General features: G+C 73.9%; 15 protein-coding genes. 9 read left to right on the plus strand and 6 right to left on the minus strand.

The annotated features are described in order from the left end of the window. Nucleotide 1: 1 nt before the first annotated feature. Entirely contained in the window at nt 2–1,819 is a 1,818-nt protein-coding gene (locus ACFYZ4_RS31440; RefSeq protein ID WP_390785415.1) for a BTAD domain-containing putative transcriptional regulator, read from the plus strand. A 260-nt stretch (nt 1,820–2,079) separates the two neighbouring features. Here the strand turns inward: ACFYZ4_RS31440 and ACFYZ4_RS31445 are convergent, their stop codons facing one another. Genes ACFYZ4_RS31445 through ACFYZ4_RS31470 form a run of 6 tightly spaced genes read right to left on the minus strand, consistent with a single transcriptional unit; the run spans nt 2,080 to nt 10,176 of the window. Next, nucleotides 2,080–4,251 (minus strand): prolyl oligopeptidase family protein, encoded by a 2,172-nt coding sequence (locus ACFYZ4_RS31445; RefSeq protein ID WP_390785416.1) that lies wholly within the window; start codon nt 4,249–4,251, stop codon nt 2,080–2,082. 11 nt (nt 4,252–4,262) lie between these two features. Continuing rightward, nucleotides 4,263–5,801: an MFS transporter gene (locus ACFYZ4_RS31450; RefSeq protein WP_390785417.1), complete on the minus strand. Its 1,539-nt coding sequence runs from the start codon at nt 5,799–5,801 to the stop codon at nt 4,263–4,265. Then, nucleotides 5,798–6,727, minus strand: a complete 930-nt coding sequence (locus ACFYZ4_RS31455; RefSeq protein ID WP_390785418.1) for a DUF6895 family protein — start codon at nt 6,725–6,727, stop codon at nt 5,798–5,800. The genes ACFYZ4_RS31450 and ACFYZ4_RS31455 overlap by 4 nt, the downstream gene beginning before the upstream one ends. 2 nt (nt 6,728–6,729) lie before the next feature. Further along, nucleotides 6,730–7,968, minus strand: a complete 1,239-nt coding sequence (locus tag ACFYZ4_RS31460; protein ID WP_390785419.1) for a radical SAM protein — start codon at nt 7,966–7,968, stop codon at nt 6,730–6,732. Next, the gene (locus tag ACFYZ4_RS31465) at nt 7,965–8,933 is read right to left on the minus strand and encodes a DUF6895 family protein (protein WP_390785420.1); all 969 of its coding nucleotides are present in this window, start codon (nt 8,931–8,933) and stop codon (nt 7,965–7,967) included. Before ACFYZ4_RS31465 ends, ACFYZ4_RS31460 begins: the two co-directional genes overlap by 4 nt. Beyond that, nucleotides 8,905–10,176: a glycosyltransferase gene (locus tag ACFYZ4_RS31470; RefSeq protein ID WP_390785421.1), complete on the minus strand. Its 1,272-nt coding sequence runs from the start codon at nt 10,174–10,176 to the stop codon at nt 8,905–8,907. The genes ACFYZ4_RS31465 and ACFYZ4_RS31470 overlap by 29 nt, the downstream gene beginning before the upstream one ends. Before the next feature lie 591 nt (nt 10,177–10,767). Between ACFYZ4_RS31470 and ACFYZ4_RS31475 the strand changes: the two genes are divergently transcribed. The 8 genes from ACFYZ4_RS31475 (at nt 10,768) to ACFYZ4_RS31510 (ending at nt 21,281) form a co-directional block, all read left to right on the plus strand. After that, nucleotides 10,768–11,853: a radical SAM protein gene (locus ACFYZ4_RS31475; protein ID WP_390785422.1), complete on the plus strand. Its 1,086-nt coding sequence runs from the start codon at nt 10,768–10,770 to the stop codon at nt 11,851–11,853. After that, nucleotides 11,850–12,512 (plus strand): iron-containing redox enzyme family protein, encoded by a 663-nt coding sequence (locus ACFYZ4_RS31480; protein WP_351290263.1) that lies wholly within the window; start codon nt 11,850–11,852, stop codon nt 12,510–12,512. The genes ACFYZ4_RS31475 and ACFYZ4_RS31480 overlap by 4 nt, the downstream gene beginning before the upstream one ends. 59 nt (nt 12,513–12,571) lie before the next feature. Next, the gene (locus ACFYZ4_RS31485; protein WP_219668469.1) at nt 12,572–12,751 is read left to right on the plus strand and encodes an aroma-sacti cluster domain-containing protein; all 180 of its coding nucleotides are present in this window, start codon (nt 12,572–12,574) and stop codon (nt 12,749–12,751) included. A gap of 154 nt (nt 12,752–12,905) precedes the next feature. Then, nucleotides 12,906–15,935, plus strand: a complete 3,030-nt coding sequence (locus ACFYZ4_RS31490; protein ID WP_390785423.1) for an adenylate/guanylate cyclase domain-containing protein — start codon at nt 12,906–12,908, stop codon at nt 15,933–15,935. Then, complete coding sequence (locus tag ACFYZ4_RS31495) at nt 15,932–16,765, plus strand: S8 family serine peptidase (protein ID WP_351290259.1); 834 nt, start codon at nt 15,932–15,934, stop codon at nt 16,763–16,765. Before ACFYZ4_RS31490 ends, ACFYZ4_RS31495 begins: the two co-directional genes overlap by 4 nt. A gap of 25 nt (nt 16,766–16,790) precedes the next feature. Beyond that, complete coding sequence (locus ACFYZ4_RS31500; RefSeq protein WP_351290257.1) at nt 16,791–17,384, plus strand: GAF domain-containing protein; 594 nt, start codon at nt 16,791–16,793, stop codon at nt 17,382–17,384. A 177-nt stretch (nt 17,385–17,561) separates the two neighbouring features. Further along, the gene (locus ACFYZ4_RS31505) at nt 17,562–19,073 is read left to right on the plus strand and encodes a hypothetical protein (protein WP_390785424.1); all 1,512 of its coding nucleotides are present in this window, start codon (nt 17,562–17,564) and stop codon (nt 19,071–19,073) included. A gap of 282 nt (nt 19,074–19,355) precedes the next feature. Then, complete coding sequence (locus ACFYZ4_RS31510; RefSeq protein WP_390785425.1) at nt 19,356–21,281, plus strand: ABC transporter permease; 1,926 nt, start codon at nt 19,356–19,358, stop codon at nt 21,279–21,281. Nucleotides 21,282–21,320: the final 39 nt, after the last annotated feature.

The raw sequence follows: 21,320 nt of genomic DNA on the forward strand, positions 1-21,320 counted from the left end.
GATGCCGCGTCCGTTCGCGCAGCCCGCAGTGCCACCCGGCACGCTCGGGTTCTCCGTCCTCGGCCCGCTCACGGTCCACCGGGACGACCGGGCGCTGCCCCTCGGCCCGTTGAAGCAGCGGGTCGTGCTGGCAACCCTGCTCGGCTCCGCCAACACCCCGGTCTCCGTGGACGCGTTGACCGACGCGGTCTGGCAGGAGGAGCCCCCGCGCACCGCCCGCAAGAACCTCCAGGTGTACGTGAGTGCCTTGCGCGCGCTGCTCGCGGATGACGGCCAGGACCGGCCGCGGCTCACCCACACGCATGGCGGATATGTGCTGCGCGTGGCAGAGGACGAGCTCGACCTCCTGCGGTTCCGCTCCCTGGTGCGGGCCGCCGAGGGGCAGGAGCCCCGCCCGGCCGCCCGACTCCTGCGCCAGGCCCTCGACTTGTGGCAGGGGCCGCCGCTGGGCGACGACCTGCGGCAGTCGCCCCGGCTGGCCGAGGAGGCCGAGCGGCTGGAGCTGCGCCATCTGACGGCCTACGAGAGCTGGGCGGAGGCAGAGCTGGAGCTGGGCGGCGCGCCGGCGGTGGTCGAGGGGCTGCGTGACCTGGTGGAGCGGCACCCGCTCCGGGAGCGGCTCCGGTCCGCCTGGATGTGCGCGCTCAGCGGGTCCGGCCGGCAGGCCGAGGCCCTTGCGGCGTACGACGACTACCGGCAGCTCCTCGCCCGCGAACTGGGCCTGGAGCCGGGTGGCGCCATGGCGGCCCGCTACCGGAAGATCCTCGCGGGCGACGACCGGGCCGGGGCGGGCGCGGGCGCGGCCGCCCGGCCGCGGGCCGCCAAGCCGCCGGCCGCTCTGCCGCCCGACCTCGTCGACTTCACCGGCCACGGCGAGGAACTGCGGTATCTGATAGGCCACTTGGAGGACGATGCCGCCGGCCGCATCGTGCTGCTGTCGGGCCCGGCCGGGGCCGGGAAGACCACGCTGGCGGTGCGGGCCGCCCACCTGCTCGGCGACCGGTTCGCCGACGGGCGGATCTGCGTCTCCCTGCGTGACGCGGACGGCCGCACCCGCCCGCTGTCGACGGTGCTCGCGGAGCTCGGTCAACGGACCGGCCAGGCTGGGCTGTCCGGGCCCGAGGCGTGGCGGGAGTGGCTGGCGGAGCACCACGTGCTGGTGATCCTCGACGACGTGCCCGACGAACGCGCCGTACGCCCCCTGCTCCCCTCCGGCGGGCGGGGCAGGGTGCTGCTCACCGCGCGCGGCCAGCTGGGCGGTCTGGCGCCCGTGCACCGGCTCTCCGTCCCGCCGCTCGGCACCGCCGAGTCGGTGCAACTGCTCGCGAGGCTCGTCGGCCAGGACCGGGTGCGGGCCGACCGGGAGGCCGCACTGCGCATCGTGCGCGCCTGCGGCGGGTCGCCGCTGGCGGTCCGGGTGAGCGGCATGCGGCTCGCGGTGCTCCGCCACGTGCCGCTGCGGGAGTTCGCGGACCGGCTCGCCGACCCCGCGGGGGCCCTGGACGAACTGACCTCCGGGGACGTGTCCGTCCGGCGGTGGCTGGCCCACGGCTGGGAGGCACTGCCGGAGGCGTGGGGCCGCGACGCGGGACGGCTGGCCGCGGGCACCGGGGAGGGTCCCTTCGGCCTGACCGAGGCGGCCGAGGCGCTCGGTTGCGACGAGCGGCACGCCGTACGGGTGGTGGAGGCGCTCATCGACGCCGGAATGGTGACGTCGCCCTGCGGCGAGGTCACCGCGCACGCGGCGCAGTACGAACTGCCCCACCTGATACGGCTGTACGCGCGCGGCTCGGGACTCGTCACCACCGCGGTGACCTAGGGCCTGTCTTTCGGATCAGGCCGGGCCCGCGGCGCCTGGCACCGCACCTCGCTGCGTTCTCGTCGGTCGCCGACGTCCCCCAGCTACCGCTGGGAGGTGCCCCCACCGCGTCGACTCCCTCCTCGGCCTTGCGATGCACGGCACCAGACGCCGCGGGCTGATCCGGCCTGATCCAAAAGACAGGCCCTAGAGCCTGTCTTTTGGGACCGCTGTACTGGGCCGGCCCCGGCCGCCCCCGTCGGGCGGCCGGAGCCGGCGTTTCAGGGGGCCGCCGGACCGGGACGGTCCGGGGCCGGGAGCCCCACCTGCTCCGCCAGGAAGGCGAGGCACTCGGCCTGCAGGGCCACCGCGCGGGACGCGGACCGGTCGCCGTGCCCGACGCCGCGCTCCAGCCGCAGCAGCACCGGGCCGGTGCCGGAAGAGGCGTGCTGGAGCGCAGCGCACATCTTGCGGGCGTGCAGCGGATCGGTCCGGGTGTCCCCGTCCGCGGCGACCAGCAGCACCGCCGGGTAGGCGGTCCCGGGCGTGACCCGGTGATACGGGGAGTAGCCGAACAGCGTCGGCAGCAGGGCCGGGTCCTGCGCGCTGCCGTACTCCGGCGTCCAGCTGGGCCCGAGCCCGGACCCTTCGTAGCGGACCATGTCCAGCAGGGGGGCCATGCACACCACGGCGGCGTACTTCCCCGGCTGCTGGCTGAGGGCGGCGCCCACCAGCAGCCCGCCGTTGGAGCCGCCCATGATCGAGAGGCGGCCCGGCTCGGTCCAGCCCTCGGCGATCAGGCAGTCTCCGGCCGCGGCGAAGTCGTCGAAGGTGTTCTGTTTGTTCTTCCCGCTGCCCGCCAGATGCCAGGCCTCGCCCTCCTCGCCGCCGCCGCGCAGGCCGGCCCAGGCGAACACCCCGCCGGCCCTGACCCAGGCGAGGACCTGGGCGCGGTACCGGGGCGACATCGTCTTGCCGAAGCCGCCGTAGCCGGTGAGCAGCGCGGGGCGCGGCACGTCCGGACGGCCGGTGGGGGAGATCACGAACATGCGCACCGTCGTGCCGTCCCGCGAGGGGAAGGCGACCTGGCGGGTGACCGCGCCGCCGACGCCCGGGGCGTCCGGGGCGCCCGGGGCGTCCGGGGCGTCGCGCTCCCAGCGCGAGGCGCGGCCCGTCCGGGCGTCGAAGCGGAGCACCCGCGGCGGTGTGACGAAGTCGGTGTAGGCGAAGTAGGCCTCGTGACCGCCGGGCGGTCCGGCCGAGAAGTCGCCGACCGCGCCGGTGCCGGGCAGCGGGACCGTGGCGGTCTGCCGCCCCTCGACCAGGTCGTGCACGGTCACCTCGGCGACCGTGTTGCGGGTCCAGGCGGCCAGGCCGAGCGGGTGCTTCAGCTCCGGACCGGACAGCACGACGAGGTGGGTCAGTACCGCGTCGGGCCGTTCGGGGATCACCTCGCGCCAGGCGTCGGGGCCCAGGCGCAGTTCGTCCGGCCGGCACGCGACGACGCGTCCGCGCGCGGCATCGCGGTCGGTGCGCAGCCACACCAGGTCGCGCGGGCCGGTGCCGGGCACCGCGTACAGGCGGGTGGCGGCGTCCATGCCCTCCTGAACGGGCCGCAGCTCCGGGCGTTCGAGCGGCCCGGCCGACAGGTCGGCCAGGTAGAGATCGGTGCCGCGGCCGGTGCCGAGCGTGGCCGTGACGCCGAGCCAGCGGCCGTCCGCGGTCACGGAGACGCTGTAGAACTGGGTCTTGTCCCGCCCCTCACCGAAGACCAGGGCGTCCGTGTCGGGGTCCGTGCCGATCCGGTGCAGGCACACGCGGCGGTGGTAGCGCCCCTCGCCGGGGTGCAGCCGGGGGTCGAGGTTCCTGACGTAGTAGTACGCCTCCCCGCCGGGCAGCCAGCCGATCGAAGACCTCCGTACCCGGTCCACCGGCCCGTCGACGACCTTCCCGGTGGCCACGTCGAGCACCTGGAGCAGCGAGTCCTCCGTGCCGTTCCGGGACACCTGAAAGGCCAGCAGATCGCCCTCCACGGAGGGCTCCCAGGCGTCGAGCACGGTGCGTCCGGACGGGTCGAGGGCACTGGGGTCCAGCAGCACCCGCTCCGTCGTGCCCGCCCCGGCCTCCGCCACCATGAGCACCGGATGCTCCTGACCGGCGTCCTGCCGCAGCCAGAAGACCCTGCCGCCGCGGACCCTGGGCGACCGGACGCGGTCCACGGCGTCGATCGCCGCCACCTCCGCCTTCCAGCGCTCCAGGTCCGCCCAGGACGCCCGCTCCGCCTCGTAGAGCGTTTCCTGCTCCGCGCCCCAGCGGAGCGTCTCAGGGGACTCGGAGTCCTCCAGCAGGCGGTACGGGTCGGGGACGCGCAGACCGTGCAGTTCCTCGACGACGTCCTGCCGTTCCGCGTACGGATAGCGGCGGGGCTCCCGGGTCACTCGTTGCTCCCTCATCCGTCCGTGGGTCAGAGGTCGTTGGAGCGGTTGATGACGCAGGCGGCGAGTTCCTCGTCGTCGCTGTGGGCGACGACCTCGATGTCCTCCCGCTCGTTCGGCTCCGGGTTCGTGGTCTCGGTCTCGGGCATGTCCGTCCTCTTTCGGGTGAGGCGTCCGCCGCGCGGTCCGTGCGCGAACGGACGGGTCTTCGGTCGGGCAACGTGCTTGTCGGCGGGCTTGCCGTCGGGCTTGTCGGTGCCTTCCGTGCCGGGCAGGGCGGCCATCGCGAAGACACCGGCCAAGAGGACGATCAGCCCCGCCGCGGCGATGATCGTGTCGACGGGGCCGAACCGGAGCCCGCCGATCGAGCCCCCGACGCCTTGCAGCGCGGATCCGGCGAGCCAGCCGGACAGGGCCGCGGAGAGCATCGACGCCAGCCGCGTCACCGGGTAGAACACGGCCATCACCCGGCCCCGGTAGTCCGGGGGCGCCGCCGCGAGCAGCAGCGGTGACATCGCGGTGTTCAGCATGGTGAGCGGAACGGTGAACACGAAGAGCAGGGCGACACCGCCCAGGAAGCCGGTCTGCCGGGAGTAGGCGACCAGCAGCACACCGCTCACCAGCAGGCCGACCCAGGTGGTCCTGCGCGCCCCGAGCCACTGCACCACCCGGCCCGCGCCCAGCGCTCCCGCGATGCCACCCGCACCCATGGCCATGCCGAGGTATCCGTAGAGGTGGGCGTCCGCGTGGAGGTTGTCGGTGGCGAAGAAGACGTTGAGGGTGCCCAGGGTCCCGACCCCGAACTGGCCGATGACGGCGAGCAGGAGCAGCGCCACCAGGAACCTGCTGCCCGCGAAGAAGCGCAGCCCGTCCATGAACTCCCGCCGCAGCATGCCCTTCTGCCGCTCGGCGGGCTTCTGCGTGCCGAGCGGTCCGGCGGAACCCGTGTCGGGCACACGTACGCCGATGGAACGGATCGCGATGTACGACACCACGTACGAGAGGCAGTTGAAGAGCAGGGCCCACTGCAGTCCGGCGGTGAACAGCAGCGGGGCGGCGAGGGGCGGGCCGACGATCCAGGCCGTCTCACCGGTCGCCTGCGCGATGCCGGCCGCCCGGGCGCGGTCGGCATCCCCGGTCACCAGGTCCGCGAGGACCGCGAAGCGCGCCGGGGCGAAGAACTGGCCGGCCGCGTGGAGCAGGAGCACGGACCCGTAGATCAGGCCGAGCCAGACACCGGTCGGGAGGGTGCCGGCCGGCAGGAAGGTGACGGCCGTCAGCACGGCCACCAGAGCGCCGCGGACCACCTCGGTGCGCAGCATCGTGGCGAGCTTGTCCCAGCGGTCGACGAACACGCCCGCGAGCGGACCGATGACCAGCACGGCGACGCCCGACGCCATCACGATGCCGCTGACCGCCACCGGCGCCCACGACTGGTCCTTCGCCAGTACGGTGGCCACCCACAGCACCAGCGTCGTGCTGAAGACGGCGTCCCCGACGGACGAGACGGCCTGGCCGAACCAGAGCCGGGTGTAGTCGCGGTTGATCAGCGTCAGCTGCGGTGTCACGACGGCCTCGGCGACGAGACGATCAGTGCCATGAGGGCGGTGACCAGGGTCGTGTGGTATGCCTTCGCGAAGAACTCCGCGCCCGAGGCGGACGGGTGCGCCGCCTGCGCCGCCGACCGCCCCGGGAGCGCCCCGTCGGGCCGCTGGGCCCGCACCAGGCATTCCACGGCCGCGGCTCCCGAGGGCGTGTCCAGCGGCTCGCTCCCCAGGATGAACCGGGTGAGGACCAGCTCCGCGGCCAGGTCCCACCGGTCGTGTTCGACGCAGTGCCGCAGCAACCGCTCGACCAGGTCCTGGGCGTGCGCCAGTGCGTCCCCGCCCAGCCGGGGGGCGGTCCGGCCGAAGTCGCCGAGATAGAAGGCGGTGTGCGTCACGGCGTACGCCTGCGGTTCGGTGAGCGGCGCCCCGTCCTGGGAGTTCGCGCCCCCCGGCTCGGCGGCGCGGAACGCGACGAGCGGGCTGCGCGGCAGGAGTTCGGCGTACGGCTCGACGGTGTGGCGGACACCGGCCTTGTCCGCGTAGTGGCGGATCTCGATGCGCTGGTACGCGGACTTCCCCTGCGGCGACAGGAACTCGGGGTCGAGCCGCGCGAGCGTCGCCCGGACCTGGGTGTCGTCGATCGCGTCGGGGGCCAGCGCGGCGTAGATCAACCCGTAGGTGGACGCGTACTTCGGGACGTCGGCGAACAGCCGCGGGAGGTCCGGGTCCTGCCAGAGCTTGCGGACCAGGGCCCCCGCTTCGCCCAGCGCCCCCGGAGGGTCGGCCAGGCGTGCCGTGCAGTGGCAGAGCAGCGCAAGTTCCAGCGCCGCCTTCGCCTTTCCGTGGGTCGCCGACCGGGAGCTCGCCGAGAACGGGTCGAAGTAGTCCAGATTCCCGCCCAGCCAGCCGAGCGCGCCGGCGGAGAGCCGCTCCAGGGGTGAGGACATGACTACAGGCGCCCCGTCTCTTGCAGGTAGTCGAGCAGGGCCGTGTCGACGGAGTCGCGGAACCGCGCGAGCGTCCGCGCGTCCTCGTCGAAGCGGTAGAGATCCTGGCAGGCGATCCAGCGGTCGCGGGTCTCCGCGCCCGGCAGATAGCCGTCGGTGACCGTGCCGACCTCCCAGTCGGGTTTGCCCGCGGTCTCCCAGCAGCTGGCGAGGGTGCCGTCCGCGCTCACCACCGCGCCGTAGCGGCCGTCGGTGTGACCACAGGTGACACAGGTCTTGCGGGCGCCGGGGCGGCCCACGGTGAAGCCGAGGTCGAGCGCCCGGCGCTGCCACCGGGTGAAGGCGGCCGAGAGTTCGCCCGTGTGCAGCAGACTGTTGGCGTACCCGACCCCCACGTCGCCGATCCGGGCGAAGTACAGCGTGCAGCGGGCGGGGTCGAGCGTGGCGGACAGCCGGTCGATCAGGGCGTCCACGCCGTGGAAGGTCTCCTGGGAGACGTTCACCCGCAGCGTCCACTGGAGCGGAGTGTGCTCGGAGGCCTTGGCGATGTTGCCGACGATCTTGTCGAAGGTGGCGCCGCCGTCCGCCCGGCCGACCCGGATCCGGTCGTGGTCGGCGCGGTCGCCGTCGAAGGTGACCTGGACGGACGTCAGCCCCAGGTCGGCGAGCCGGCGGGCGAGGGACGGGGTGAGCAGCGTGGCGTTGGAGATCATCCAGGCCGAGGTCGGCGCGATCTCCGCGGCCCGCTCCAGCAGTTCCAGGCAGCCGCGCGGGTTGAGCAGGGGCTCCCCGCCGAAGAGCAGGATCTTGAGCTTGTCCAGGCCGACGGCTGCCATCTGCCGCTCGGTGAAGCCGAGGATCTCGGTGATGGTCTCGGAGGTGAGGCGGGTCTGGGCGATCCGGGGCGGCCGGCTGCCGCCCAACTGGTCCTGGGCGGTGTTCTGGAAGCAGTACCCGCAGCCCAGGTTGCAGTGGGTGCTGGTGAGGACGGTCAGTGCGTAGGACCTGATCCGGCCGGGGGTGAACATGCCGCTCTCGTGCAGGCGTTGTTCCGCATCGGCGTGCAGGGCGCCCTCGGCGGTGACGTGCCGGTCGCGGAGCCGGGCCACCCCGCCCGGGCCCAGGAACCACCAGTTCCGCTCGCCCTTCAGGAGGCGGGCGCCGGAGGGGAGGGGCTCGGGCGGGGCGGCGGGGCCGAGGTTCACGGGCAGGCCGATATTCACCGCTTGGTCGATGCTCACAGGGTCTCCCGTATTGCCGTTGCCGTTGCCGTTGTCAGGGCAGGCTCGTCGGTCCGGCCGCCGGTGACGACGAGCGTCATCAGCGCCACGACGAGGGTCACTTTGTAGGACTTCCGGAAGTACTCCACGGGCGTCGCGTCCGCCGGGACCCGCCCGGTGGCGGACCGCCCGGGGATCGCCCCGTCGGCGGCCTGGGCCGCGTGGAGCATCCGCAGGCCGGCCGCTCCGGAGGGGGTGCGCAGTGGATCCGCGCCCAGGCAGTACTGGGCGAGCAGCAGCTTCGCCACGACGTCCCAGTCGCCGAGCCCCACGCAGTGGTCCGTCAGCCGTTCCACCACGCGCAGCGCCCGCCCCCGTTCCTCCTCGGGAAGGCGGGGATCGCGCAGGCCGAAGTCGCTGAGGTAGAGCACGGTGTGCGCGACCTGGCAGCCGTCCAGATCGGCCACGGGCAGGGTGGCGGCGCGGGGGAGCGGACTTGCCTCGTACAGCTCCTCGTACGGGGCGAACCGGTGCGGGACGCCCGCGAGATCGGCGTAGAACCTGGCTTCCAGATGCAGGAACGGCGGCTTCCGGCCCGGCGTCAGGTAGCTGCCGTCCGTCAGCCGCTCCAGCACGGCACGGGGCGCGTCGGTGGCGGCACCGACCGGTGCCAGCGCCGCGTACATGAGCTCGAACTGCCGGGCGCGCCTGCCGTCGAGGGTGAGGAGCCGGGGGAAGTCGGGGCGCTGCCACACCTGTTCGACCACACTGGTCACCTCGGTCAGGGCGGGGTCCGCGGGCGCGCACCTCTCCCAGTAGCGGAGGAGCATCGCGAGCTGCAGGAGGGCCTTCACGCGCGGGACCAACGGCAGTTCGGCGTGGGCGGCCGGGGAGTCGAGGTAGGCCGCGTGCAGCCCGATCCACCGCCGCGCGCCCGCCGACAGGCTGGTCACGGCCTCATCGAGGCCTGCTGATCGCGTACTCATGCTTCTCCTTTGCGGAAACGGACGCCTCGGCCGAGGGGGCGGTGGACGCCTCGGCCGGGCAGGCGGCGGTGGCCCCGGCCGAGGGAGCGGCGGATGCCCCGGCCACCCGCTCGACGATGTCGGCCGCGCGTGCCGCGCTGTCCATCGCGGCCAGCCTGCCGCCGAGCACATGGGCACGAGCCCGCAGACCGTCGTCCCGCCACGCGGACTCCAGCAGCGCCGAAGCCTCCACGGACGGGCTCTTGGGGAAGTGCGCGGCCACGCCGGCGCGCAGGCAGGCGCCGGTGAGCAGGGGCTGCTCGGAGCCGTTGGGCGAAAGTGCGAGGGGCCGGCCGTGCAGGAGCGCGGCCAGCACGGGCGCGGAGGTGCCGCTGCTCAGCACGAGGCCGGCGCGGTCGACGAGCGGTGCCATCCATCGTTTGCGGACCAGCATGATGTCGGCACCAGGGGCGGGCTGCGGGTCGGTTGAGCGGCCCTGCTCGACCACGGCCTGGAACCGGCCGCCGGTGAAGGCCTCGTTGAGCCGCGGCCACAGGCTCCGGCCCTCGAAGAAGCGGCCGAGATGGACGTAGACGACGGGCCTGCCGTTCCGCGACAGGTGGTCCCCGATCTCCTCGACCTCCGCCGGGTCGGGTGTCGGTTCCCAGGACAGCGGTCCCACGTGATGGGCCCGCTCGGGCAGCTGCGCGCCCGGATACTCCAGCTCCGGATCCCCGCGCAGCAGCAGCGCGTCGCCCAGCAGCGGTTCGTTCCCCCACCGGGGGGCACGCCCCGCCAGACCGGCCTGCTCCCGTACGTCGGTGTAGATCTGCAGGCAGTCCTGGGTCCGGCTCTGCCGGGACCGGCCCAGGTGCGGCTCGTCGTCGCCGCCGGCCCGGTAGTCCCACAGGTGCACCGAGAGCCCGACCACCACCACAGGGATGTCCAGTGCCTCGGCGGCGACCAGGGCGCCGTTGCAGAGTACGGAGGTGACCAGCAGGTCGGCCCCCGTCTCCCGGGCCGCGCGTACGGTCGCCCGGTACTGCGCCGCGCCGGTGGGCCCCCACCACGTGGCGGAGAACGCCCGGCGGGCGTCGAAGTCCTCTGCGGCCGCGAACGGGAGTCCGGCATCGGCCGCGACGGTCTCCGCGGTGGACCGGCCCAGCACACTGACGTCATGGCCCCGGCGCCGTAGTTCCCGGCCGGCCGCGATCGCCGGGTAGAGGTAGCCGCCGTCGCTGAGCGGGCAGAGAAGGATCTTCATGACGTGCCGCTCCCTCGGTGGCGGTGGCGGTGGCGGTGGCGGTGGCATTGGCGGTGGCTTTGGCGGTTCCGGTCCCGGTTCCGGGGTGGTGTGGCCGCGGGCCCCCGGCTCAGGGCAGGATCTGCCGAGAGTCGGGGGGCCCGCGCGGTGCTCAGGCTCGCTTACGAGCTCTTAGAGCTCGTGGGAGTGGTTGACGACGCAGCCGGCCTCGGCCTCTTCGTCCTCACCGTGGGCGACGACCTCGATGTCCTCGTTCTCGGTCTCGGGGTTCGTGTTCTCGGGCATGTTCGTCCTCCTTGTTTGACGGCGTCGTTCCGCCGGCTGGGAAGAAACGTACGAACACCCGGTACGGGAACGCCTGTCCATCGGTTCGGCACCGGTATACGCCGAGCGCACGGACGCCGTACGCCCCCGAAACCCCGCCGGCACGCCCCGCCGAGCCCCGCCACGCCCCGGGCGTCCGACCGCCTCGACCTGCGGACCAACCGATCACCAGGCGTTCGTGAACCGGAAGTCTGCCGCGCGCGGGCACGATCCGGGGCACGATCCGCGCGCGGCCCGAGCGCGCGGCACGAGCACGCAGGAGGAGACATGGAGCTCGCGGAGCTCATCGGCCTGCGGCCGGTGCCCTGCGGTGGCCTGCTGGTGGCGCTCACCCGCCGCTGCCCCATGAGCTGCGCACACTGCTCCACCAACTCCTCCATGTCGGTCTCCGAGCAGCCCGACCCGGAACACCTGCTGCGCTTCATCGGCTCGTTCGGCGCGGAGGACCGCCCCGAGGTGGTCATGCTGACCGGCGGCGAACCGTTGCTGCTGCCGGAACTGGCCGCCCGCCTGGCCGGTCTCGCCCGCGCCGCGGGCTCCCGCGTGGCGCTGCTCAGCGGAATGTTCTTCGCCCGTGACGGACGCATCCCGGACCGGATCAGGCGAGCGATCACCTCCCTCGACCACTTCTCGGCGAGCCTGGACGTCCACCACGAGCGCGAGGTCCCCCGTACGGAGGTGTTGCGCGCCCTCCGGGCCGTGCTCGACGCCGGGATCCCCGCCAGCATCCACCTCACCGGTACCGGACCCGACGACCCGTACCTGGCGGACGTCGTCGCGGACGTCCGCCGCGTCTTCGCCGGCCGGGTGCCCCTGCTCGTCAACGAGGTCCGGCCGCTCGGCCGCGCCGCGGGCCTCGTCCGGCCGACACCAGCCGGACCGGGCGGCTCCGTGGCGGCGCCGTGCACCCTCGCCGCCTGGCCGGTGGTCGCCTTCGACGGGACCGTGGCCGCCTGCTGCAACCAGTGGACGGTGGACCGCCGCCCCGTCCCCCGGCACCTACGGCTCGGACACATCGCCGACGACGACTGGCCGGCCGTCCGCGCGCGCTCCCTCGGCTCCCCGGTGCTGCGGATGCTGCGCGCCGTCGGCCCCCAGCGGCTGCACGCCCGCTACGCGACCTCGCCCGCCCCGGCCGGCTACTGCCAGAGCTGTCACGCACTCGCCGACCGCCCCGAGGTCCTCGCGGGCGCGGCACGCGACGCCGGCGGCCGGGTCGGCGAACTCCTCGACCGGCTCAGCGCGGAGCAGCAGCTCGCCGCGGGACCCGCCGCCCTGGTCGGCCGCATGGGCTGCGCCCGCTACGCGCACCTGGTCGAGTCGCTTCCCGCAGAGGAGAAGAGCTCCCGATGACCGCCACCGCGTCCCTCGCGCTCCGGACCAAGCTCGCACCCACCACCACCGTCCTGAGCGCCGCGACCGCCGTCCTCTGGCGACCGGACGGACTGCGGCAGCGGTACCCCCGCTACCTGGCAGCCATGCACGCGCTCGTACGGGCCTCGGTGCCGTTGCTGGAGCGGGCCGCCGAGCGGTGCGTCGAGCTGGACGACCCGGCCGCGCGGACCCTCGCGGCGTACTACACCCGTCACGCCGAGGAAGAGCGCGACCACGACACCTGGCTGCTCGAAGACCTCGCCGCCGCCGGTGCCGGGCCGGCCGCCGTGCCGCCCCCCGTCGTCGTCGAACTCGCCGGGGCGCAGTACTACCGGATCGAGCACGAACACCCCGTCACACTGCTCGGGTACATCGCGGTCCTGGAGGGCCACGCCCCCGGGCCCCGGCTCGCCGACCGCCTCACCGAGGCCACCGGGCTCCCCGACGGCGCGTTCCGCACCCTCAGGGAACACGCCGAGCTCGACGGCGGCCACCTCGACGACCTGCACCGGGTGCTCGACGAACTCGCGCCGCCCCCGGCCCAGCAGACCGCCGTCTCCGTCAGCGCGCTGCACACGGCGAACCTGCTCATCCGGCTCTTCCTCTCCCTCGCCGCCGACCCCGGAGGACACCCGTGACCGAGGACAACACGCCGTACGACGAGCCCTCGTCCGGTGATTCCCCGCCCGAGCCCACCCTGGAGGCGCTGACCGCCGCGGGGTTCGACCTCGACGCCCTCAGCGAAGAGCAGTACGAGGTCCTGCGCGCGCTGGCCCCGGAGGAACTGGCCCTGCTCGTCGACATCAGGGGGCGGCTCGACGCGGCGGCTCCCGAGGTGCAGGCCCACGCCGACGTGGCGGGCGGCGCCCTCTTCTGACCCCGGCCGCCCCGCCGTCCCGCGTCCACCGGAGGAACCCATGCCTTGCACCTCGTGCCGGAGCCCACTGCCGCCCGATGCCCGGTTCTGCCCCTTCTGCGGCAGCCCGTGTGCCCACGGGCCGGTCACGGCCACGCCGACCGGCCGCAAGGTGGTGACCGTCCTCTTCTGCGACCTGGTGGGTTCCACGGCGCTCTCCGGAGCACTGGACGCGGAGACCCTGCGCTCGGTGACGCTCCGCTGGTTCGACCTGATGAGGCTGCGGATCGAAGAGCAGGGCGGCACCGTCGAGAAGTTCATCGGGGACGCCGTGATGGCCGTCTTCGGCATGCCGGTCGTGCGGGAGGACGACGCCCGCCGGGCGGTCGCCGCCGCCCTGGCCATGCGGGAGGCGCTCGCCGGACTCAACGTCCGGCTGGAGCAAGGCGTCGGCGTACGGCTGCAGATGCGCCTCGGTCTCAACACCGGCCAGGTGGTCACGGGTTCGGCAACCCTGCGGCAGGCGATGGTCTCCGGCGAGGTGGTCAACGTCGCCGCGCGCCTGGAGCAGAACGCCGCCGCCGGGGAGATCCTCATCGGACCGGACACCCTGGCGGCCGCCGGGCCGGGCGTCCGGACCACGGAGACCGGCCCGCTGCTGCTCAAGGGCAAGAGCGACCGCGTCACCGCTCACCGCCTGCTCGGCCTGGACGAGGAGGAGGGCCCGGAGGCGCTGCGCCGTTTCGACCTCGCCTTCGTCGGCCGGACCCGCGAACTCGCCCTGATCGACGAGACGTTGGACCGTTTGGTCCGGACCCGCCGGGCCGAGCGCATGGTGGTCGGCGGGGAGGCGGGCCAGGGCAAGACCAGGCTCGTGCGCGAGTGGCTCCACCGGGCCACGGCCACGGCCGGCGGTCCCCGTCTCGGCGTCGGGCGCTGCCGGGCCCGCGGCGAACAGCCCAGCCTCGGACCGCTCGCCGACGCCGTGGCCGACCTCCTGAGGACCGGCGGCACGGTCGAACCGTCGCCCGAACTGGACCTGCTCCACCAGGGCCTGCTCCTGAACGGGACGCCCAACCCGTCGCCGGCGGACACCTGCGCCGCGCTCGCCAAGGTCCTGGCCGGGCTCTGCGCAGCGGAACCCGTGGTGCTGGTGATCGACGACTGCCACTGGGCGGCGCAGCCGCTCTTCGACACCCTCGACCGGCTGCTGCGGGCCCTCACCGACGCGGCCGTCCTGATCATTCTGCTCACCCGCCCCCAACTGTTCGACGTACGACCCGAGCTGGCCCTGGACACCGTGCCGCTCGCCGGGCTCTCCGACGCCGAGGCACAGCTCCTCGCGGCCGAGCTGACCGGGGGCGCGGCGCACGGCGAGCCGCTCGGCCCCCGGGTCCTGGCGCGTGTGGGCGGAAACCCGCTGCACCTGGAGCAGTTGCTGGTCGCGGGTGTCCCGGTCGACGCGGACAGCGTCCCGCTCCCGCTCCAGGCCCTGATCGGCGCCCGGATCGACGCGCTCGACCCGCCCGAGCACCGGGCCCTGGGCCTGGCGTCCGTCCTGGGCGGCGACTTCACCGCCGACGAACTGACGGCGCTCGCCGGACAACCCGCGCCGGCCTGGACCGGACCCGAACTCCGGCCCACGCTGCACCGGCTGGTCCGGCACCGCCTGATCAGGCCGGACGGCGAGGCGTTCCGCTTCGCCGGAGGGCTGATCCAGGAGGTCGTCTACGCCAGCCAGTCCAAGCAGGACCGGGCCGACCGGCACGAACGGGCGGCCCGCCTGGACTCGGTCCGTCAGCGGGGCAGCGCGGCGGTCGGAGGCCACCTGGAACAGGCGTACCGCTACCGGGTCGAGCTGGGCGCCCAGGACGCGCACACCGACGGGCTGCGCCGGCGCGCCGCCGACGCGCTCGCCGAGGCCGGACGGCTGGCGCTGGCCCACGCCGACCCCGTATGGGCGGCCGACGTACTGTCCAGGGCCACGGCCCGGTATGCGGCCGGCGAGCCGGGAAGTACGGCGACACGCCGGCGGCTCGGCCAGACGCTGCTGGACCTGGGACGCGGCACGGAAGGCAGAGCGCTGCTCGAAGAAGTGCTGGCCGAGGCCGTGGCCGGCGGCGGGGAAGCGGCGGAGACCGCGCACGCCCGCCTCGCCCTGGCCTCGGTCGGCCGGTCCGCCGGACCGGACGAATCACCGGCACAGGCCGCCGGCGCCACCCTGACGGTCTTCGCAGCGGCCGGCGACGACCTCGGCCAGGCCAGGGCCTGCCTGCGGCTCGCCCAGCACGCCCAGGAACAAGGCCGGCACCGGGCGGCGGAGCGCCTGCTCGCCCGCGCGCTGGACCACGCGGTACGCGCCGACGCCGAGCCGGAGCGGGCCGCTGCCCTCGGCGCGATGGGGGTCTCGCTCTGGCGCGGCCCCCAACCGGTCGCGGACGCCGTGGCTCGGTGCCGCGAGCTCCTCGCCGACCAGGGGGCCGGCCGCCGGGCCGTCCGGCTGACGCTCAACTGCCCGCTGGCCGTGGTGCTGGCCCTCCACGACGACCGTGACGGGGCCCTGGCCTGCCTCGCGGAGGCGGAGCACCTCGCGAAGCGGCTCGGCTACGCCGAGGCCGACGCCTTCCTCCCGATCTTCACCGCGACCGTGGCCGACCTGACCGGCCGCCGGGAGGAGGCGCTCCTGAGCCTGGAGCGCGCCGCCGCCGCCGCGCGGGACCTGGGCGCCACGGCGCTGCTGCGCAGTGCCCTGCTGGACGCCGCCCGCATCCGGCTGGACCTCGGCGACTGGCGTACCGCCCGCGACACCCTCGCCGAACTGGACGGGGAGCGGGCGCAGCCGGCCCGACCGCGCGCCGAGTCGGCGGACCTCGACGGCCTGCGCGCCCGGATCGCCGCCGCGCGAGGACAGGCCGCGACCGCCACCCGGCTGGCCGCCCGGGCGCTCGCCACCGCCGCCCGCACCGACTCGCCCATCGTCCAGGGCGTCGCCGCCCTCGACCTCGCCCGTACCGCCCTCGCGCTGGGGCGCCCGGCCGACGCAGCCGCGGCGGCGGCGCGCGCCCGCCGGCGCTTCGCGGCGAAGGGCCATCTCCCCGCCGTACGCCAGGCCGAGGCGGTGGTCTCCCGCTGCCACCGCCGCTCGCCGGGGCACGGCTCCGCCGTCGGACGAGTCACCGTCGCCGGAAAGGAAGCATCCCGATGACCACCGCGCAGCAACCGGCGCGCCCCCTCACCTGGGGCCTGCGAGGGCGGGGCCCCGCGGACGTACCCGTGGACGCCGACGGACCACCGGACCTGCCCGAGAGCGGTCTCCTCGGAGGCACCGGGCGCGGCGTACGCGTCTGCGTGGTCGATTCGGGTGTCGAACGGGACCACCCCCTGGTCGGCCCGGTCGCCCAGTCGTGGCGGGTCTTCAAGGACGACGACGGGGTCCACGTCGAGGAGACGGAGGAGGGGGACGCCTGCGGTCACGGCACGGCCTGCGCCGGGATCATCCGGCGCACCGCGCCGGACTGCGAGCTGTCCAGCATCCGGGTGCTCGGCGACCGGTTCTCCGGCAGCGGGGACGCCCTGCTCGAAGGAATCCGGTGGGCCGTGCGCCAGCGGTTCGACGTGGTGAACCTGAGTCTGTCCACGACCCACGACCGTTTCGTGGACGAGCTGCGCCGACTGGCCGACGAGGCGTACTTCCAGCAGACCGTGATCGTCGCCTCCGCGCACAACACGCACGTGGAGAGCTTTCCCTGGCGCTTCTCCTCGGTGATCTCGGTCGGCAGCCACCAGGAGGACGACCCGGACCTCCACCTCTACAACCCCGAGCCCCCGGTGGAGTTCTTCGCCCCCGGCCAGAAAGTCCAGGTGGCGTGGCTCGGTGGCACGTCGATCCGTACCTCCGGCAACAGCTTCGCCACCCCGTTCATCGCGGGGCTCTGCGCGCGGATCCTGTCGAGCGCGCCCCGGCTGACGCCGTTCCAGCTGAAGAACGCCCTGTACCTGTCCGCAGCCAACGTCCGTGTCCACGGCCGCCGGTAACGACCGGCGCCGGAAGGGAAGTCCCATGGCTCAGACGATCGCCCCTGTCGTGCCCGCAGCACCCCGGCCGGATCCGGGTGTGGCCGAGCTCTTGCAGTCGGTGGTGGACACCGCGCGTGCCATCTTCGGCGCGCAGGCGAGCTCCATCATGCTCCTGGACGCCGCGGCGGACGAGCTCATCTTCGAGGCCGTATCCGGTCAGGGACAGGAGTTCCTGGTGGGCCGGCGGTTCCCGGCGGGCCGGGGCATCGCCGGGTGGGTCGCCGCCTCGGGGGAGCCGATGGTCGTCGACGACCTGCACGACAGCGTTTCCTTCGACAGGGACATCGCCGAGTCCACCGGCTACGTCCCGAACGCGCTGATGGCCGCCCCCCTCATCCGCAGGGACCGGGTCCTCGGCGTCCTGGAGGTGCTCGACCCGTCCCCACAGGCCCGGTCCGGCCTGCCGGAGCTCGACCTGCTGGGCCTCTTCGCCCGTCAGGCCGCCGTCGCCCTGCACGTCCTCACCGCCTACGCCCCCCGGCCGGCCCCGGACGCCCCGGGCGGCGCCCCGGACGATCCTTCGCGCATCGAACTCCTGCGCCTGCTCTCGGAAGCCCGCCGCCTCCTCGGAGAGTGAGCGGCGCTTTCGGAAAGTGGTCTCGGAAAGTGGGAGATTCCCGATTCGGCCAGTGGACGTCTGTTTCGCGCCGGTTGGGGATGATCCGGGTGTCGGGTTGTCCGATAAGTGATGTGCTGGAGGAGCTGCACCCGTCGGGGGCAAGCGTCGGACCGTGTCAACAGGGGGTCTTCAGCGATGGCTTCTCTGCACTACGAAATACTCACCGATCCGGCTCCGCTCCAGGTGCCGGTCGCGGGCGAGGAACGCCAGGGATCGGTCTACATCGTCGTCTCCAACCCGACCATGGACGAGGTGATCTGGTACTCCATCGAGGTACGAGTGCCCTGCGGCCAGGCGGACGGTGATCTGACGGCACATCCGAAGACGATCACCGCGCGGGTCGAGCAGAACACCGCGACGAAGCAGGGGGAGGAGCCGATCGTCGCCTGGGACGACAACACGGGTGTCCTCACCGTGACGGCCCGGCCGAACACGCTGTTCCAGGAGGCCGGATCCATGGCCCTGGTCCTGGACGGCTTCCCCGTCTCCAGCGCATCGGGACTGGTGCTGCTGCGCGTCACGGAGAGGGCGGCGAACGGCGCCTTCGTGAGGAAGACCCCCGTGACCCTGAGCCTGCTGAAGCAACTGCCCAAGGTCCCGCGCAACTTCCGTGCGAGGCGGACCCTGGTGGCCGGAGGCCAGGACGTCGTCCTGCAGTGGGACGGGCCCGACACCCTCACCTACCAGATCCAGGGTCCGGACGGGCCCCCGGAGACGGTTGCGCCGACGCAGGGCGCGACCGGCTGGCAGTGGTCGCCGGCGGCGGGCCAGGAGCCGAAGCGCGACGCCACGTACACCCTGATCGCCACCTCCCCGGGCGGGCAGCAGCCCGGGTACTTCCTCGCCACCACCGTCCACCTGCGCAGCCCCGAGTTCGAGAGCGTCACCGCGACGAGCGGTGTCCACAGCCCGTGGGTCGAGGGCACGACGGACAAGGGCCGGATCGTCTTCACCCCGCAGGGCGCCCAGATCCGCGACGCCGCGAGCGGCCTCGGCACCCTCTCCGGCGCCAAGGCCGACGTCGAAACCGTGACCGCGGCCCGGGTCCGCGGGCGCGAGAGCGACGCCGGGTGGATCGCGTTCCCGTCCGACGGAATCAGGGTCGGCCGCGGGGGCGGAAGCGACTTGGGAACCGTCACGGCCGACAAGATCAGCGTGAACGGCATCAACACCCAGTGGGTGCAGGGCCGTACGGCCGCCGACGGATGGATCGAGTTCCCGGCCTCCGGGATGAACGTGTTTCAGGGCTCCGGGAGCCGCCAGTGGGGGACCGTCGCCGCCGACAAGGCGGACCTGAACGACGTGGTCACCCACCGGGCCCAGGTCAAGGAACGCCTCACCCTCCAGGGCGGGCTGAGCGTCGACAACGTACTGGAGACGCAGGACGGCCCGCCGCGGCTGATCGTCCACGGCCGCCTGGACGCCGAGGGCGAGGTGAAGGCCGAGCACACGGTCACCGTCAACGGAGACCTCACCACCCTCGGCATGCTGCGCGTGCAAGGCGAGTCGCGCTTGCAGGGCAAGGTGAACGCCGGCGCGCATCTGTCGGTCCGCAACGCAGGCGACTGGATCATGCACACGAACGACGGGAAGGTGGCGATCAACGGCGACCTGCGCGTCCACGGGGCGTTCCGCTCCGATTCCTGACCGGGCTGCGCCTGCCGGCTGCGCGGCGAACGGCACCGCGCCGCCGGCAGGCGCCCACCACCGGGTGTTGCGCCGCGCGGGGGTACCCGGGCGGGTCGTGCGGCACCACGCCCGGTGGCGGCGGGCGGGGACCTGCCGGCGGTGGTCTCCTGGGACGGGAGCCGACGGCGTGCGTGCCGCGGGGGCTCCTGCCGTCTCCGCACCCCCAGGGAAAGGGTCCCCGCCCGGGCGGCCCCCGCACCACCTCCCGCGCTCAGCCCCACCCGCCGAGGACCGCCCTTCATGCTCCGTGGCCGCCGGGTAACCGGCACCCGTCCCTCCATCGCCCTGGTGCTGCCCGCGCTGATCGCTGTCCTGTTCCTGCTGCTGCCGCTCGTCGGCATCCTGGCGCGGACCCAGTGGAGCGAACTCGGCACCCACCTGACCAGCCCTCCGGTGGTCGAGGCGCTCAAGCTCTCGCTGATCGTCTCCTTCTCCGCACTCGGACTGTCCCTCGTCCTGGGCGTGCCCCTGGCGTGGTTGCTGGCCCGGGTGGAGTTCCCGGGGAAGACCCTCGTACGGTCCCTGGTGCTGCTGCCGATGGTGCTGCCCCCGACCGTCGGCGGTGTCGCCCTGCTCCTCGGCTTCGGCCGACGCGGCCTGCTCGGACCGTGGCTGGAGGACACCTTCGGGATCGTCTTCCCCTTCCACACCTCCGGCGCGATCCTCGCCGCGACCTTCGTGTCGATGCCCTTCCTCATCATCAGCCTGGAAGGCACGCTCGCCGGCCTCAAACCCACCTACGAGGAAACCGCCTCCTCCCTCGGCGCCTCCCCGGTCCGGGTGTTCTTCACCGTCACCCTTCCGATGGTCGCCCCCGGACTCGCCGCCGGCGCGGCCCTCGCCTGGGCCCGCGCACTCGGCGAGTTCGGCGCCACGATCACCTTCGCGGGCAACCTCCCCGGTGAGACCCAGACCCTGCCGCTCCAGGTCTACCTGCTCCTCCAGGACGCCCCCGAGGCCGCCACCTCCGTCTCCCTGCTCCTCCTCGCGATCGCCATGGGCGTCCTGGTCGCCCTCCGCGGCCGCTGGACCGGCTCGGTCGGCCGCCCCCGCACCGTCACCGCCAAGCCGGAGCCGGCCGCCGCGGTCCTGGCCACCACCGAGCCCCCGGCCCCGCCGCGCAAGACGGAACCCTGGTCGCTGCACGCGGAGGTGACCGGCTTCAACGAGCTCACCCTGGACGCCCAGCCGGGCACCACCATCGCCGTCGTCGGCGAGAACGGCGCCGGCAAGACCACCCTGCTCCGGGCCCTCCTGGGACTGACCCCACGCGCCCACGCCGAACTCAAGCTGGGCGACCTCGACGTCACCGCCCTGCCCCCGCACCAACGCCACGTCGCCTGGGTCCCGCAGGACGGCGCCCTCTTCCCCCACCTCAACGCCCTCGCCAACACCGCCTACGGCCTCCGCGCCCACGGCATGCCCAAGGCCGAGGCCCGCACGGAGGCCCGCCGCTGGCTCGACCAGCTCGGCGTCGGCCACCTGGCCCACCGCAAACCCGCCGAACTCTCCGGAGGCCAAGCCCAGCGCGTGGCCCTCGCCCGCGCCCTGGCCGCCCGCCCCCGCCTGCTGCTCCTCGACGAACCGCTCGCCGCCCTCGACCAGACCACCCGCGCCCACGTACGCCACACCCTGCGCCGTCACCTCGCGGGCTTCGGCGGGGTCTGCCTCATCGTCACCCACGACCCCGTCGAGGCCGTCTCGCTCGCCGACCGGGTCCTCGTCCTCGCCGACGGCCGCACCCTCCAGGACGCACCGCCCTCCGCCGTCACCCGACACCCGCGCTCCCCGTGGGTGGCCCGCATGCTCGGCCGCAACGCCTGGCCCTGCACCGCCGGCCGCGAAGGCCTCACCCTCGACACCGGCGGAATCCTGATCGCCGCCGACCCGCTCCCCGAAGGCGCCCACGCACTCGCGATCATCGCCCCCGAGTCCGTGTCGCTGCACCTCGACAAGCCCGCCGGCAGCCCCCGCAACGTCTGGTCCGGCACCGTCCGCGAGATCACCGTCGTCGGCAGCCGGCTACGGATCCTGATCACCTCCGATCAGGCCCCCGACCTCATCGCCGAGATCACGCCCCAGGCCGCCACCGACCTCGCCCTCGCCGACGGAACCGACATCTGGGCCAGTCTCAAAGCCACCGAGATCACCCTCGTCGAACTCTGACCCAGGAGAGGGGGAGTAGGGCTCACACGCGGTCGGCGC

The sequence above is a fragment of the Streptomyces sp. NPDC001513 genome (assembly GCF_042894695.1).
GTDB lineage: Bacteria > Actinomycetota > Actinomycetes > Streptomycetales > Streptomycetaceae > Streptomyces.